This window comes from Rheinheimera lutimaris (genome assembly GCF_013283795.1).
In the GTDB taxonomy this organism is placed as follows: domain Bacteria; phylum Pseudomonadota; class Gammaproteobacteria; order Enterobacterales; family Alteromonadaceae; genus Alishewanella; species Alishewanella lutimaris.
This window is the reverse complement of sequence record NZ_JABSOD010000003.1, coordinates 255,052-270,951: the sequence shown is the minus strand read 5'-3', so window position 1 is coordinate 270,951 and position 15,900 is coordinate 255,052. Positions and strand designations below refer to the sequence as shown.

Annotated in this window: 16 protein-coding genes; 6 read left to right on the top strand and 10 right to left on the bottom strand. The window is 50.5% G+C overall.

Annotated features, from left to right (window positions below; translation table 11 throughout):
• Positions 1-2: 2 nt before the first annotated feature.
• Positions 3-941 carry a transaldolase gene (gene tal, locus HRH59_RS04385; protein ID WP_173500055.1) on the top strand — a complete coding sequence of 313 codons (939 nt, stop codon included), beginning with the start codon at positions 3-5 and terminating at the stop codon, positions 939-941.
• Here the strand turns inward: tal and HRH59_RS04380 are convergent.
• The 4 genes from HRH59_RS04380 to HRH59_RS04365 form a co-directional block, all read right to left on the bottom strand.
• Positions 928-1,914: an LLM class flavin-dependent oxidoreductase gene (locus HRH59_RS04380; protein WP_173500054.1), complete on the bottom strand. Its 987-nt coding sequence runs from the start codon at positions 1,912-1,914 to the stop codon at positions 928-930. The two genes, tal and HRH59_RS04380, sit on opposite strands and share 14 nt — an antisense overlap.
• 164 nt (positions 1,915-2,078) lie before the next feature.
• Positions 2,079-2,693 (bottom strand): single-stranded DNA-binding protein, encoded by a 615-nt coding sequence (ssb, locus tag HRH59_RS04375; RefSeq protein ID WP_173500053.1) that lies wholly within the window; start codon positions 2,691-2,693, stop codon positions 2,079-2,081.
• A 175-nt stretch (positions 2,694-2,868) separates the two neighbouring features.
• On the bottom strand, positions 2,869-3,714 hold the full coding sequence (locus tag HRH59_RS04370) for a THxN family PEP-CTERM protein (protein ID WP_173500052.1): 846 nt from the start codon (positions 3,712-3,714) through the stop codon (positions 2,869-2,871).
• Positions 3,715-3,866: 152 nt separating this feature from the next.
• Positions 3,867-5,219, bottom strand: coding sequence for an MFS transporter (locus HRH59_RS04365; protein WP_173500051.1), 1,353 nt, complete (start codon positions 5,217-5,219; stop codon positions 3,867-3,869).
• 187 nt (positions 5,220-5,406) lie between these two features.
• Here HRH59_RS04365 and uvrA point away from each other — a divergent pair, with 187 nt between their 5' ends.
• From uvrA to HRH59_RS04350, 3 genes are all read left to right on the top strand, one after another.
• Positions 5,407-8,229, top strand: a complete 2,823-nt coding sequence (gene uvrA, locus HRH59_RS04360; protein WP_173500050.1) for an excinuclease ABC subunit UvrA — start codon at positions 5,407-5,409, stop codon at positions 8,227-8,229.
• A 69-nt stretch (positions 8,230-8,298) separates the two neighbouring features.
• The gene (locus HRH59_RS04355) at positions 8,299-8,601 is read left to right on the top strand and encodes a type II toxin-antitoxin system HigB family toxin (protein ID WP_173500049.1); all 303 of its coding nucleotides are present in this window, start codon (positions 8,299-8,301) and stop codon (positions 8,599-8,601) included.
• A 17-nt stretch (positions 8,602-8,618) separates the two neighbouring features.
• Positions 8,619-8,984, top strand: coding sequence for a helix-turn-helix domain-containing protein (locus tag HRH59_RS04350; protein ID WP_173500099.1), 366 nt, complete (start codon positions 8,619-8,621; stop codon positions 8,982-8,984).
• 79 nt (positions 8,985-9,063) lie between these two features.
• Here HRH59_RS04350 and HRH59_RS04345 read toward each other — a convergent pair whose 3' ends face one another.
• The gene (locus tag HRH59_RS04345) at positions 9,064-9,855 is read right to left on the bottom strand and encodes a putative porin (protein WP_173500048.1); all 792 of its coding nucleotides are present in this window, start codon (positions 9,853-9,855) and stop codon (positions 9,064-9,066) included.
• Positions 9,856-10,137: 282 nt separating this feature from the next.
• Between HRH59_RS04345 and HRH59_RS04340 the strand changes: the two genes are divergently transcribed.
• On the top strand, positions 10,138-10,599 hold the full coding sequence (locus HRH59_RS04340) for a DUF4920 domain-containing protein (protein WP_173500047.1): 462 nt from the start codon (positions 10,138-10,140) through the stop codon (positions 10,597-10,599).
• On the opposite strand, the gene HRH59_RS04335 is transcribed toward HRH59_RS04340, so the two are convergent.
• Positions 10,596-11,066: a hypothetical protein gene (locus HRH59_RS04335; protein WP_173500046.1), complete on the bottom strand. Its 471-nt coding sequence runs from the start codon at positions 11,064-11,066 to the stop codon at positions 10,596-10,598. The genes HRH59_RS04340 and HRH59_RS04335 overlap by 4 nt on opposite strands.
• Positions 11,059-11,598 (bottom strand): DUF6942 family protein, encoded by a 540-nt coding sequence (locus HRH59_RS04330; RefSeq protein WP_173500045.1) that lies wholly within the window; start codon positions 11,596-11,598, stop codon positions 11,059-11,061. The genes HRH59_RS04335 and HRH59_RS04330 overlap by 8 nt, the downstream gene beginning before the upstream one ends.
• 114 nt (positions 11,599-11,712) lie before the next feature.
• Between HRH59_RS04330 and HRH59_RS04325 the strand changes: the two genes are divergently transcribed.
• Positions 11,713-12,576 carry a DUF817 domain-containing protein gene (locus HRH59_RS04325; RefSeq protein ID WP_173500044.1) on the top strand — a complete coding sequence of 288 codons (864 nt, stop codon included), beginning with the start codon at positions 11,713-11,715 and terminating at the stop codon, positions 12,574-12,576.
• Between the two features lie 53 nt (positions 12,577-12,629).
• Here HRH59_RS04325 and HRH59_RS04320 read toward each other — a convergent pair whose 3' ends face one another.
• The 3 genes from HRH59_RS04320 to ccoG are packed head-to-tail and all read right to left on the bottom strand — an operon-like array spanning position 12,630 to position 15,749.
• The gene (locus tag HRH59_RS04320; protein ID WP_173500043.1) at positions 12,630-13,271 is read right to left on the bottom strand and encodes a thiol:disulfide interchange protein DsbA/DsbL; all 642 of its coding nucleotides are present in this window, start codon (positions 13,269-13,271) and stop codon (positions 12,630-12,632) included.
• A gap of 49 nt (positions 13,272-13,320) precedes the next feature.
• Positions 13,321-14,316, bottom strand: coding sequence for a serine/threonine protein kinase (locus tag HRH59_RS04315; RefSeq protein ID WP_173500042.1), 996 nt, complete (start codon positions 14,314-14,316; stop codon positions 13,321-13,323).
• A gap of 8 nt (positions 14,317-14,324) precedes the next feature.
• Positions 14,325-15,749 (bottom strand): cytochrome c oxidase accessory protein CcoG, encoded by a 1,425-nt coding sequence (gene ccoG, locus HRH59_RS04310; protein WP_173500041.1) that lies wholly within the window; start codon positions 15,747-15,749, stop codon positions 14,325-14,327.
• Positions 15,750-15,900 lie beyond the last annotated feature (151 nt).

The following is a 15,900-nucleotide window of genomic DNA, read 5'->3' as shown; positions in this document are numbered from 1 at the left end:
AGATGAACCAACTTGAACAACTACGGCAGCTGACAGTGGTGGTAGCCGACAGCGGCGATATTGACGCCGTGCGGCAACTGCAACCGACAGACGCCACCACTAACCCATCGCTGATTTTACAAGCCGGTATGCAGCCGCAATATCAGCATCTGCTCGTTAACGCGCTGCAACAGCATCGCAGTGACATCAGCGCCGCCTGCGAGCAGGTGACAGTGAATGTCGGCGCTGAGATTTTGCGCCACATCCCGGGCCGGGTTTCCACTGAAATAGATGCGCATTTATCTTTTAATACTGCCGCCAGTGTCGACAGTGCGCTGCGTATTATCGAGCGCTATCAGGCGGCAGGTGTACCAGCGGAGCGGGTACTGATTAAGCTGGCAGCCACCTGGCAGGGGATCCGGGCGGCTGCGCAGTTAGAGCAGCAAGGGATTCACTGCAACCTGACGCTATTGTTTAGCCTTACCCAGGCCAAGGCCTGTGCCGACGCCGGCGTCACGCTGATTTCACCCTTTGTCGGCCGCATTCTCGACTGGTATAAACAACAGCAGCCGGAGCAGGATTTTAGCGGCGAAAACGACCCCGGCGTGCAGTCTGTCAAACGCATTTATCAGTATTACAAACAACACGGCATTGCTACTGTGGTAATGGCCGCCAGCTTTCGTAATGTTGAGCAAATTCGTCAACTGGCTGGTTGCGATCTGCTGACTATAGCCCCAAACCTGTTACAACAACTGGCGGCAGACACCGCGCCGTTGCCCCCGGCCCTGCAAAAACCAGCAACCCGGGCAGTAAACACTCCAGCGGCGCTTGGCGAAGCGGACTTTTTATGGCAACTAAATGAAGACGCCATGGTCAGTGACAAACTGGCAGGGGGCATCCGCCAATTCGCTGCTGATCAGCGCAAACTGGCGCAGTTGCTTAGCAGTATTAGCTGCCAATAAGCTCTGCCGCTAACCGGTAGCTGTGTTGTCGGGCTTTCGGATCATGCATCATACTGGTCAGCATCAGCTCGTCCGGCTTATGCTGAGCAATAAAATCGGTAATGCCTTGTTTTACCACGGCGGCATCACCCACTACGGAGCATGCCAGGGCGGTATTTACATAGGCTTTTTCATGCGGCTGCCAGATGCTGTCCATGCTGTCTACCGGAGCCGGCAGCAAACCGGGTGTGCCGCGCGCAAGGTTAACAAACTGCTGTTGCAGCGAGCTAAACAGCCGTTTGGCTTCTACTGTGTTATCTGCAGCAAATACGTTTAATGCCAGCATCAGATAAGGTTTGTCTAACTGTGCTGACGGCTTAAATTGCTGACGATATAACGCAGCGGCCTGCTGCATCATACCCGGAGCAAAATGTGAGGCGAATGCATAGGGCAGACCGAGCTGCGCCGCCAATTGGGCACCGTACAGGCTCGACCCCAGGATCCACAGCGGCACATTCAGTCCTTGCCCCGGCACAGCCTGCACCAACTGATCCGGCCTGGCGGCAGCAAAGTACTGTTGCAGTTCGGCGATATCGGCCGGGAACTGTGCTTCGGTTTCTACTTTATGCCGGCGTAACGCCCGCGCTGTGGCCTGATCACTACCGGGCGCACGGCCCAAACCTAAGTCGATACGGTTAGGGTATAAGGTTGCCAAAGTGCCGAATTGCTCTGCGATAACCAACGGCGAATGGTTTGGCAACATAATGCCGCCGGCACCTAAACGAATGCGCGAGGTGGCAGCGGCCAGGTGGCTTATCAGCAACGGTGTAGCTGCACTGGCAATACCCGGCATATTGTGGTGCTCGGCCAACCAATAGCGCTGGTAACCGAGCGAGTCGGCATCTTGTGCCAAGGCTTTGCTGGCGGCAAAACTGTCGGCAACCGTGCTGCCGGCCGACACCGGGGCTAAATCTAAAATGGATAAAGGGATCATCAGGGCTCCGCTACAGCGTAAAACGCCAATTTCATACCAAATGGTATACAACTGTAGCAGTAGTGGGGATTAACTGTAGCGGTTTCAAGGGATAGCTAATTGGTAATAAAAAAGCCCTGTAAAAACAGAGCTTTTTTATCAATCATTACTAAACAACGCTTTGCTTAGAACGGGATATCGTCATCAAAGTCGATTGGTGGTTCCATCGGCGCGCGTTGTTGCTGCGCCGGTTGCTGATAACCACCTTGTGGTTGAGCCGGCTTTTGGTAACCGCCCTGCTGCTGTGGTGCTGCCTGCTGGTAACCACCTTGCTGTGGCTGCTGATAGGCAGGGGCTGCTTGCTGGGCCGGTTGCTGATAACCACCCTGCTGTTGTTGGGCTGGTTTTTGGTAGCCGCCTTGCTGGCCGCCACCCATACCGCTACCTTGTTGCTGACCATCACCACGGCCATCTAACATTTGCAGTTCGTTGGCGATAATTTCAGTGGTGTAGCGTTCTACACCGTCTTTGTCCTGCCACTTACGGGTTTTCAGCTTGCCTTCAATATAAACTTTGCTGCCTTTACGCAGGTACTCACCGGCAATTTCGGCTAAACGCTGATAAATTACCACGCGGTGCCATTCGGTTTGCTCTTTCTTCTCGTTAGTGGCTTTGTCGGTCCAGCTTTCTGAGGTTGCTACGGTTAAATTAGCTACTGCGCCGCCTTGTGGCATATAACGCACTTCCGGGTCGGTACCCAGGTTCCCAATCAAAATAACTTTATTAATTCCACGCGCCATGCGAGCTCTCCATTTGTATAGATATCGACAACGGCGGGCCGGAGGCGTCAATATCAGGATCTAATACGGTAATGGCACAGAGTATAACACGGTAAACCGCCAATCAACCACGGTTGAATGCCGCAAAAAAGCAGAGACAGCACTGTGGCTGTCTCCGGTATTAGCTATGTTAAAGTTAACTACGCCGTTTAAATAACCGCAGGCCAAGCAGGGATAAACCAAACAAGGCTAAGGTTGCCGGTGCCGGCACGTCAGTGGGGATCTGGCGGTAACTGATACTGGCCTCGGTGAAGATAGTACTGACACCGGGGTTACCTTCTGACGTCCAGATGCGGGCAAAATTAGTGCCGTCAATCTCTACTTCATCCACCACAGCGCCGGGACCTGCCAGGAAGCGGAAGGAAATAAAGTATTCGTAGTCACCAATAATAAAGCTGTCTGACCCGGTAAGCGGTAAAGTCAGATAGAAATCCGGACATACGGGGTCTTCAATCGAACCCGGTGTGCCGGGCACGCAAGGGTCTGCATTGGTGGTTTCAGTAAACTGCAATGGATATTCTGAACCCAAATCGTAAATACCACCTACCAGTTCAAACAAGCCATACACACCTATGCTGGTCATACTGGCGCCGGCGTTTAAGATATTATTGGTGTGGATAAACTCATCAATGGTAAACCAGGTACCATCGGTGGTAATGCTGTCCGCACGGTGCGCTACCGACAAACTACTTTGGTCGCCGGTACTGCTTGAGCTATGCGGAAAACCCCAGGACACGGTATTGTAGGTTTGAAAACCACCGGGATTACTCACTGTGTCCGGATTACTCAGGGTCAAATCGCAAGCTGCAGGGCCACCATTACTGCAGGTGCCGTAACTACCGCTACCATCGGCACTGCCAAAATAGAAACCGCCTGAAGTTTCAAAATCGAACGACAGTATAGGTGCGGCTAGAGCTGACGTGCTGCAGAGCACTGCAGTTGCTGCGATTGCCAGCAGCAGATTTTTAGGTTGATATTTCATAGAGTCCTTCCTTGTTCCAGCTGATATTTGCTTGTGCAACGCATAATTAGCATTAAACAGGCCAATTTTTTTTGTTAACATTTATCAGATGGTTATCGCGCGGCTTATCCCTAAGCTGCGCTAAGATGTAAAATTAACAGACGGCGGCAAAGCTATAGCAACAGTTGTTTAATGGCTTGCTCGTCATAATCCTGCGGAGCAACTTTCAGATAACAGCGCCGCTCTGCCGGCACCAGGGTAACTTCCTGCACCCCACGACAAGTTGCCAGTTTTGCTGCCAGTGCGCCGGCTTGTTGTTCCGTAAGCGCAGCCATTGCCAACGTCAGACGCTGCGCCCGCTGTGGCAACTGCAGCTGAGTCGCCATTGCAAACCAACATAACCCCAGCACAGCCAACATTGCAAAGAGGACCGCATAGCCAAACTGTTGCACCAGAGCGCCACCGAGCACTCCGCCGACAAAGGCACCGAAAAACTGGCTGCTGGAGTAAATGCCCATGGCACTACCACGCTGACCGGCCGGTGCTATACGTGACACCAGTGCCGGCAAACTGGCTTCCAGAAAGTTAAAGCCGATAAAAAACAGCAATAAGGCTGCGGTTAACGGCCAAAAACCAGGCAGTACAACAATAAGCAACATAGCGCTGATTAATAAACTAATCGCCAGCAGAAAAAAGCCTTTTTCCTGCGCTTTACGCATAGCGATAATCATCATTGGCACCATCAGCACAAAAGAACCCAGCAACAGCGGCAGATAAAACTGCCAATGTTTTACCGATACCAGGCCATAATTTTGCAGTAGGGTCGGCAGTGCAACAAACATGGCGGTCAGCATTAAGTGCAGCAGCAGTACACCGGCATCCAGTTGCAGCAGTTGGCGGTGTTTTAGCATAGCGCCCAGGCTTTGCGGCAGCGCCAGGGTTTCGGCCATCGGCGCTTTGTTTACGCTTTTAGGCAGTAAAAACGCCACCAGCAGCATAGCGCAACAGGCCAATACGGCGGTGAACCAAAATACGCCGCTCAGCCCGGCCCATTTTGCCAACAAGGGCCCCAGCACCATAGCCGCAGCAAAACTTAAGCCGATACTGGCGCCGATAATCGCCATCACTTTCGGTCGTTGTTCTTCACGGGTTAAATCGGCCGCTAAGGCTAAAATAGCCCCGGCAATAGCGCCGGCGCCCTGTAAAATACGGCCCAGTGTAACCATATACACCGAGTCGGCCAGTGCCGCCACTACCGAGCCCAGCGCAAACAGCGCCAGCCCGCCCAGCATCACTTTATGCCGGCCAATACGGTCGGATAACCAGCCCAGCGGAATTTGCAAAATGGCCTGGGTTAAACCATAGGCACCAATGGCCACACCAATCCATAGCGGCGAAAAGCCATCGAGCTCAGTGCCATACAAAGCAAACACCGGCAGCAACATAAATAAGCCCAGCATACGGCTGGAAAACACCAGCGCCAGCGCCACAGCTGTACGTTTTTCTAAAGAATTCAGTTGATGCATCGAATAAGAATTAACCGCCGAAATAAGCGCGCCAGTGTAGCACAAAGGACACAGGGATAAGAGCCTGGTGTATCGTCAAAAATAAAACTAGTGTATATTTTTACAGTTTCATGCAGCCCACGCTGAGTATGTGAAACCAAAAGCAGGCTCAGCACGTAAGCACAGGCGCGATTAAGCTGGAGTAATAATGGACAAAATTGATATCCGTGGTGCCCGTACCCACAACCTGAAAAACATCTCGCTAACTATACCGCGCGATAAGTTAATTGTTATTACCGGTTTATCCGGCTCCGGCAAGTCGTCACTGGCGTTTGATACGCTGTACGCCGAAGGCCAGCGCCGCTATGTCGAATCGTTATCGGCTTATGCGCGGCAGTTTTTAAGTTTGATGGAAAAGCCCGATGTCGATCATATCGAAGGCTTATCACCGGCAATTTCTATTGAGCAAAAGTCAACCTCGCATAACCCGCGCTCAACTGTCGGTACCATTACTGAGATTTATGATTACCTGCGCCTGCTGTTTGCCCGGGTAGGTGAGCCACGCTGCCCAACCCATGATTTACCGCTGGCGGCACAAACCATCAGCGAAATGGTGGATAAAGTCACCGCCTTCCCCGAGGGCACCAAATTAATGGTGCTGGCGCCGGTGGTGCAGGAGCGCAAAGGCGAGCACGTTAAAACACTGGAAACCCTGGCCGCGCAGGGTTATATCCGTGCCCGTATTGATGGTGAAGTCTGTGATTTATCCGACCCGCCAACGCTCGACTTACACAAAAAACACACCATTGAAGTAGTGATAGACCGGATTAAAGTGCGCGACGATGTTAAAACCCGGCTGGCCGAATCGTTTGAAACGGCGCTGAGTTTATCCGGTGGTGTGGCCAAGGTAGCGTTGATGGACGAGCCCGACGCGGCCGAACTGGTGTTCTCAGCCAATTTCGCCTGCCCCAGCTGTGGTTATTCGATGGTCGAGCTGGAACCGCGATTGTTTTCGTTTAACAACCCGGCCGGCGCCTGCCCCAGCTGTGATGGCTTAGGGGTAAAACAGTATTTTGACCCGAATAAGGTCATTGTTAGTGACGAGCTAAGCCTGGCCGGCGGGGCGATACGCGGCTGGGATAAGCGTAATTTCTATTACTTTCAGATGTTAAAATCACTGGCCGAGCACTACGGTTTTGCCTTGGATGTACCCTTTAACAGCCTGACGAAAAAGCAACAGGACGCAATTTTACGCGGCAGCGGCCATACGGTAATTGATTTCAAATACCTCAACGATCGTGGCGATATCGTGCAACGCAGCCACCCGTTTGAAGGCATTTTGCCGAATATGGAGCGGCGCTATCGCGAAACGGAGTCAAATTCGGTGCGCGAAGAGTTAAGCAAATATCTGGCGCATCAATCCTGCCCCAGCTGTAACGGTACCCGCTTGCGCGAAGAAGCCAGGCATGTATTTATCGGCCAGACTAACCTGCCACAAATTGTCGAGCTGTCGATTGGCGATTGTATGGCGTTTTTCCAGCAGTTGGCATTAACCGGCCAGCGCGCGCAAATCGCCGAAAAAGTGTTAAAAGAAATTCAGGACCGTTTAAGCTTTTTGGTTAACGTTGGCCTGAACTACCTGAATTTATCGCGCAGTGCCGAAACTTTATCAGGTGGTGAAGCCCAGCGCATCCGTTTAGCCAGCCAGATAGGCGCCGGCTTGGTTGGCGTTATGTACGTGCTGGATGAACCCTCTATTGGCTTGCACCAGCGCGATAACGACCGCCTGCTTGGCACCCTTACGCACCTGCGCGACTTGGGCAATACCGTGATCGTAGTAGAGCACGATGAAGACGCCGTGCGCATGGCCGATCATATTATCGATATAGGCCCGGGCGCCGGCGTACACGGCGGTAATATTGTCGCCCAAGGTACCCTTGAGCAGGTAATGGCCGCGCCGGACTCCTTAACCGGCCAGTATTTATGCGGCAGCCGTAAAATTGAAGTTCCGCAAAAACGCCATAAGCCGGGCAAAAAATGGCTTGAGGTTTTAGGCGCCAGCGGCAATAACCTGAAAAATGTCGATGTCGCTATTCCGTTTGGTTTAATGACCTGTATTACCGGGGTGTCCGGCTCGGGTAAATCCACCTTAATTAATGATACCTTGTTTCGGGTGGCGCACCGCGTGCTAAACAAAGGCGAGGGCGACGACCCGGCACCACACCGCGAAATAAAAGGTATGCAGCACTTTGATAAGGTCATCGACATTGATCAAAGCCCAATCGGCCGCACGCCGCGCTCTAATGCCGCCACATACACCGGTATTTTTACTGCGGTGCGCGAGTTATTTGCCGGTACCCAGGAAGCACGTTCACGCGGTTATCAGGTTGGCCGCTTTAGCTTTAACGTTAAAGGCGGGCGCTGCGAAGCCTGTCAGGGCGATGGTGTAATTAAAGTAGAAATGCACTTTTTACCCGACGTCTATGTGCCGTGCGATGTCTGTAAGGGCAAGCGCTACAACCGCGAAACGCTGGAGATTAAATACAAAGGCAAGAATATCCATGAAGTGCTGGATATGACAGTGGAAGACGCGCTGGCTTACTTTGAAGCCATACCTGCGATAAACCGCAAGCTGCAAACCCTGCTGGATGTTGGCCTGAGTTATATCAAACTGGGGCAGTCAGCCACCACCTTGTCCGGCGGTGAAGCCCAACGGGTAAAACTGGCGCGCGAGCTAAGCAAACGTGACACCGGCAAAACGCTGTATATTCTGGACGAGCCCACCACCGGCCTGCACTTTTACGATATTCAGCAATTGCTGAACGTACTGCACCGCTTACGTGACCATGGCAACAGTATCGTCGTTATCGAGCATAACCTGGACGTGATTAAAACCGCGGACTGGATCATCGACTTAGGCCCCGAAGGCGGCAGCGGCGGCGGTGAAATTCTTATCGCCGGCACACCGGAGCAGGTAGCCGCGTGTGAAAAGTCTTATACCGGGCATTACCTGAAACCGCTGTTGGTTTAAGGTGCTATCTGAGTGGCCGGCAAAAAATACACAATTGCAAAAGTCCCATAATGGGACTATGATTGCGCTATGAGAATCATTGCACTCTCTACGTTAAAAGCGTTCTGGCAGGATAAGCCGGAATATAGCGATGCCAGGGAGCCTATTCTTGCCTGGCATCGCTATGTGCTAAGTGCTGACTGGCAGTCACCTGCAGATGTAAAGCAGGATTTCCGGCATGCCAGCATTCTCAAAGATGGCAGAGTGGTATTTAATATAGCCGGTAACAAATACCGGCTGGTTGTTTGGATTAACTATGCCTACAAGGTCGTTTATGTACGGTTTGTTGGTACTCACAGTCAGTATGATCAGATTGATGTGCAAACCATATAACCGCCGGAGCAGCAATGATGGATATTAAACCTATCAAAAACGAAGCCGACTACCGTGCAGCGTTGCAGGAAATCGAACAACTGATGCTGGCCCAACCGGACACGCCAGAAGGCGAAAAGCTGGATGTAATGGTTACGCTGATTGAAGCCTACGAAGCAAAACACTTCCCTATGGACTTGCCTGATGCGGTGGAAGCCATTAAGTTTGAAATGGATCGCAAAGGCTTAACGGTAAAAGACTTGGAACCGATGATCGGCAAAAGCAACCGGGTTTATGAAATTCTAAATTACAAACGCTCATTAACTCTGAAAATGATTTGGCGGCTGCACGAAGGTCTGGGTATTCCGGCTGAATCACTGATTAAACCGCCGGCAAGTACCTAAAGCCGTTGTTGGGATAACAAACATAAAAAAGGGGCAACAACTGTTGCCCCAAAACACTCGTGTAGCTACCAAGGAAAATTTAGAACTGGCCGTTTACGCCTAAGCTGTAAACTTTGGTATCAGAACTGTCAGTGTTGCTGCCAAAGCCGGCCACTAATGCCCAGTTACGGTTAAAGAAGTGCTTGGCATTCAGGCTGTAATCGTCAGCTTTATTGTAGCTAACACCTACTGAAGTCATTTTAGAGAAGTAGTAATCTGCTGCTGCGCCCCAGCTTGAGCTGCCATCGTTGTCAGCCAGTGACACGCCTACAGCGATATAACGGTCTTCACCCAGGGCAGCAAAATATTTGCTGCTCAGAGTAAAGAAATCAAACTCGTCATCAACACTGGCAGTAAAACCAACATAGTCGCTGCCTTGTAACTGGTGGTTATAGCTACCGGAGAACAGGTATGAGGTGCTGCCATCTTTTGGCTTAGAGGCTTCTGCGCGTACGATAATGTCGTCAGAGATTAGGTAGCCAATGCCTACTTTATTGCTGTAGAAACCGCTGGTACGGCTATGCGCTGCAGAAAAAACTAATTTGTTGTCGGCAAAGTATTCACCGCCAACATTCCAGAAGTTGCGGTCGTAGCTGCGGTTAAAGCCGGCATTTACATTGCTGACTTTATTAATGTATTCAAATTGATCCAACGGGCCTAAGGTTTGCTTCTTGTCGAAGAAGTAAGTGCCGTTCAGGTGCCAGTTAGTTTCGTTGTCACCGCTAACACGCACATGATCTGCAGTCAGGCTGGTGAATACTTGATATTCTTCCGCAGACAGTGCAGCAGAGGCTGTCAGTGCGATTACAGGTAATACATACTTTAACGTCATTGTTTTAGTTCCCTAAGTTGGTCATTGCGGCGCGCATACTAGCGACAGGGAATTAAAATGTAAATTAAAGTTCAATTAAAATTCACAAACAGAAACTGTTTGCTCACTTTTAAGGCGGGGTTAGTTTAAAAGTTAAGCAGTAACGTTAGTCATCAATATAATCCAGCTGTAACCGGGCTATATTCGTCCCTGATCCGCTTTAATTTATGCAACACACGTTAACAACCTTGCCTTTGCGCCTGGCTACAACGACAATAACGCTAATCAACAAGGAGAGATGATATGCGTAAAACCGTTTTTGCTGCGTTGGTAGCAGCCGGCCTGTTTACACTGCAAGCTGCACCGCTGAGCTTTGGCCCGGAATTTGATAAAACCCATGTAGTAGCGGTGACGGATGTTGTCGCCAACCCCGCGGCTTATCTGCAACAAGACATTACCGTGACCGGTAAAATTCAGGCGGTGTGTAAAAAACAAGGCTGCTGGATGACGTTGGCAGCGGCGGAGGATGCGCCGACGTTCCGTATCAAAGTACGTGATGGTGATATGGTATTTCCGCTTAGCAGTATGGGCAAAACTGCTTATGCGCATGGCCGCATTCAACCGCTACCGATGAACCTGCAAGCCAGTATTGACTATCTGGAGGAACAGGCAGAAAAAAGTGGCAGCGTATTTGACCCGACAAAAGTCACAGAGCCGGTAACGCTGTATCAACTGGTGCCTACCTCAGTGGAAATAACCGACTAACTCAGGCTGTTTAACCGCAGCTGTACTAAATAACGCCGCAACTGTGCCACCCGCTGCGGCCGGTTAAACAGCTGATACAGTTGCATCCAATCGGCCGGCGGCATCCAGCAAACACCGTCTTGCCAGTGACAATGCTGCGGCTTAAATGTCCAACTAACCACAGTGTGATTTTGCTTTACGGCGATACCGGCCATCAGTTCAATATCAGGCCAACCTTCACGGCTGAAACAGGCAAAGTGCGCGGAGACATAATCGGCATGCGGCAATGTTAGCTGCGGTTTAAAATCGGCTGACAACACCTGACAGATCGCGGCAAAATCCTGTTCGCTACATACAATATCAATGTCGTTCGGCGTCGTTTCCAACCCCAACTGCCACAGCAGGCAACTGCCGCCGACACCAAACTGATAGGGTTGCAATAAGCTACTAAGCTGCTGCAGCTGTGCCTGTAAATTATTATTACTCATCCAATGCCTTTATCAGCCCGGCCAGACGGGTCAGCTTTTCGTTGTTCAGCTGGCGGTAGTCAAAGTAAGGGCATACTAACACGCGCAGATGATTATCAACGGCAAACTCATGATCCAACCAGCTAAATTGCGCCGGCAACCCCGCATCCAGCAGCGCTTTGGCATGAGTGCGGCCGGCAATAATATGCACGGCATTGGCTGCGGGCGTCAGATCCGGCGCACTAAACAATAACGCCGTGTTGCTGCCGGCCTGCAGTAAATGCTGCTCACGGTACTGCTGCCAACTACCCGCTTGCTGCGCAAAGCTAAACTGCTTAACACCCGGGGTAAACAGCAGCTTGGCATAAACATTAAATACCTTGCGCCAGCCATTGCCACAGGCACGGTTTATCGCCTCTATTTCGCCGCTGTGCAGTGATTGTACCGTCTTTAACTCTGTATACTCCGCCATCGGTGGCCGGTTAGCGATATATACGCGGACGCTGGCAGCTGTATCACCAAAACCTGATGCTGATATCGATAGGGTTTTCATAGTGTTGCTCAGCAGTAATTCAGCTGGCTACTCTAACATAAGCTGTAATATAAGCACTTGCCTGCGGGGTTACCGCGGGTTAATTTTAATTATTACTCTGCCCGGGAAAGCAAAATGTCATCGTTTTCTGTTGCTGCCGTTAATCGGCTGGACCATTGGTTAATGCAGGTTACACCACCTCAGAATACAGCCGGGTTGCAGCGGTTTTGCTGGGAGTTCTGGTTTTTTGGTCTGAAACAAGCGCGGGCCTGTTTATTTGTTGTGTTGTTTTTTGCCTCTGTGCTGCTGGTGCCGCGCGCCGGTGTTTGGATCATACCGCGTTATGATGTGCTGCTTATTCTGGCGCTGCTGATCCAATATTGGATGGTGTGGAGCAAGCTGGAAACGATTGATGAGTTAAAAGCCATTTGTTTGTTCCACCTGGTTGGATTTGCGTTGGAAGTGTTTAAAACGTCGGGCGCTATTCAGTCATGGAGCTACCCTGATTTTGCTTACAGCAAGCTGTTTGGTGTACCGCTGTTTGCCGGTTTTATGTATGCCGCAGTGGGCAGTTATATTATTCAGAGCTGGCGCTTACTGCAGCAGCGGGTGGTGCATCATCCGCCTTACTGGATGGCGGTGCTGGTGGCGCTGTTAATTTATGCTAATTTTTTTAGCCATCATTATATCGGCGATTATCGCTGGTACATTGCGGCCGCCACCCTGGGGCTGTATGCCCGCACTGTGGTGTACTTTACGCCGCTGGATCGCGAACGCAGTATGCCGCTGTTGCTGGGCTTTGTGCTGGTGGGCTTTTTTATCTGGCTGGCAGAGAATATCAGCACCTTTATGGGGTTATGGAGTTACCCTAATCAGCTCGGCGCCTGGTCGGTGGTACATTTAGGCAAGTGGAGTTCCTGGTCACTGCTGGTGATTATGACTTTTACCATAGTGGCGCAACTAAAGTACGTAAAACAACGCATTGATGTACCGCGCTGAATTCTGCATAAACAAAAGGCAGCTTATAGCTGCCTTGGTATACATAAACCGGTTTAAGCGTCTTTTTGCAGCAGGTAGTTAACCAGCTCTTGCAGCTCGGCTTCCATATTTCTTTTATCCAGAGCTGCGTTGTTAATTTTGTACTTACCGTTTACCACCAACATTGGCACGCCGGTTAAAATGCGCTTTTCAGATAACTCGTCCTGCTCTTTTTTCATCTGATTCGCCGCACCGCGCACAGAGAAGCTTTTCATCGCTTTATCATAGGTTTCAGCGTCGATGTCGTTGATAAGTACCAGGTTACGAATATCATTTTCATTGCTGAACGGCGCACGGTTACGGTGAATTTGCTTAAAAATGGCACTGGCCACCTGGTCACCTTTACCTTGAGACTTCGCAACCAAATACGCCCGGGCCAGGGCGTTTTGAATTTCCGGCGATGCCGCGCGGATAAAATCGACATGCACTTTTTTAAATTCAGCGTCGGCCGGCAGTTTTTTTGCCAGGCTTTGTGCTATCGGCTCGAACGCATTACAGCCACCGCAGTAAAACGAGAAGTACTCTTTTACTTCGGCCTTAGCTGTAGTTTGCTCAGCAATAACATCATAATGTTTGCCCTGCTGGAACTTACTGTTGGCAGACGCCGCCAACGGCAGCAATAACGCAAATACACATACAGATAACAGCTTTTTCATCTTGGGTAATGTCCTTTAGTAGGCAATTAAGCCACAGCTTAACAAAAACTCAGTAGTCTGGCACCAATGAAAGTGGTACTTGTTGTAAGCAAAATAGTTGCTCTTTTAAGGCAATACATTGTTGTTCCCAGTATTTGTCTGTAGCAAACCAGGGAAAGTTCATTGGAAACGCCGGATCTTGCCAGCGCCTGGCCAACCAAGCCATATAGTGCACCATGCGCATGGCACGCAACGGCTCTATCAGCTTTAGTTCGGCAGGGTCAAATTCACAGTATTGCTCGTATTCTTCCAGCATCAGTTCCAGTGTATCACGCTGTTGTAAGCGGTCACCGGAGAGCATCATCCAAATGTCCTGAATGGCAGGGCCGCTGCGGCAATCGTCCAGATCGACAAAAAACGGCCCTTCATCGACATAGAACAAGTTACCGGCGTGGCAGTCGCCGTGCAACCGGATCTGCTGCGCCGGCTTGTACTGTTTTGCGGCTAACTCAATAACCTGGTTTAGCGCCGTGTCAAACGCCGGCCGTATATAATCCGGAATAAACTCCAGAGATTGCAGCACCTCGCGGCTTTGCAACAGATGACTTTCGATGCTGAATGCCGGGCGCTGCGTAAAGGCTTTGGCTTTGCCCACCTGATGCATACGACCGAGAAACCTGCCCAACATAGCAAGTTGATCATCGTTGTCAATTTCCAAAGTTCTGCCGCCGCGGCTGGGGAACACTGCAAAGTGGTAACCGCCATATTGCAGCAATGACCGGCCGCCAATTTGCAACGGTGCCACAACGGGTATATCGGCAGCTGCCAGCTCGAAAGCAAAATCATGCTCTTCCTGCAACTGCGGCGTACTCCAGCGTTGTGGTCGGTAGAACTTCACAACAAACTTGTCCGGCCGCACAGCATCAGCACGGTAAGCACTGAACTGATAAACGCGGTTTTCATAGCTGTTTAACGCCAGCAAACCGGAGCTGACATCCAGCCCCAACTGCTGCAACGCATCAATAATCAAGTCAGGTTGCAGCGTCGAAAAATCAAAGGCCGTCATAGGGCTCCTTAACGGCCAACAAAAAATTTCGTGGTTTGCTCAAGTTTAACATCCGGATTGCCGGCTTGCTGCACGGTAAAGCTGATATCCAAACTACGCTGCTCTGTGGCATAAGGGTCGAGCGCTAAACTTACTGTAACACTGCGCGTTTCGCCACCATTAAGGCTGGCTTGATGCGGGCCTATCCAGTTAAAACTGGCGTCAGAGGCTACACTCAAATCATACTGCACGGCATGCTGCGACTTATTCGAAATACTCAACGTGTAGGTATTCTCCACCAGCCCCTCGTTAGTTTCACGATACAGCGCACCACGATCACGAATAATGTTCATTTCAAACGGCACGCGGCTGTATAACGTCCAAACAAAGGCGCCACATACCACTATCAGCACTAATAAGTAACCCAATAGCTTTGGCCGCAGCACCTTGGTGGGTTTGCCGTTCAGGCTGTGCTCGGTAGTGTAGCGGATTAGCCCGGTTGGGTAGCCCATTTTTGTCATAGTATCGTCACAGGCATCAATACAGGCACCGCAGTTAATACACTCGTACTGCAGGCCGTTGCGGATATCGATACCGGTGGGGCACACCTGCACACAAAGGTTACAGTCGATACAGTCTCCCAAACCTTTGTCTTTATAATCTTTATCTTTCCGGCCGCGTGGGCCTCGGTTTTCACCGCGCTTCTCATCGTAAGTTACGGTAAAGGTGTCTTTATCAAACATTGCTGATTGAAAGCGCGCGTACGGGCAAATATGTGTACACATAATCTCGCGCATCCAACCGGCATTGCCATAAGTGCAAAGAGTAAAAAACAACACCGACACTACCGCCCAAAAGCTTGCCTGCAGCGTAAAAAATTCTGCAAACAGCGGCCCAACGGGGGTAAAGTAGCCGACAAAAATCAATGCTGTAAGCAGTGAGAACGCCAGCCAGCAAAAATGGGTCGCGGCCTTTTTGATAAATTTACTGCCAGACCACGGATCGGCATCCAGTTTCATGCGTTGATGGCGTGTACCCTGAATTTTTTCTTCAAACCAGATAAAAATAAAGGTCCATACCGATTGCGGACATAAATAACCGCACCAGACACGGCCGTAAAAAGCGGTGATAAAAAATAGCGCATAAGCAGCAATAATAAAAAGCCACGCCAAAATGGTAAAATCTTGCGGCCATAGTGTCAGGGCAAAAATATTGAATTTTTGCTCAGTAATATCGAGCAAAATGGCCTGATGCCCCTCATAGCGCAGCCAGGGCAGTAACATAAACAGCCCCATAAACACAAACCCCATATAACGACGAATCGCCTGATGCAGGCCTTTAACGGCACGCACATAAATGCGGTCTCGCGGGTTATATTGGCCGCTGACACCAACGGGTTGATGTACCTCAACATGCACCGGGATATTTCTGATATCTATCTTTTGCTGATCCACCTATGGCTCCGTTTACTGCTTATTGTGTCCGCTACAGAGTATAACAGCTTGAACACCGGATTTTTTGACCTGTAACAAAGCAATATCTGTGCCTGACAACCGGACGCCTTTTGCGCATAAAAGACCGACAAAGCGTAAACAACAGCGACAA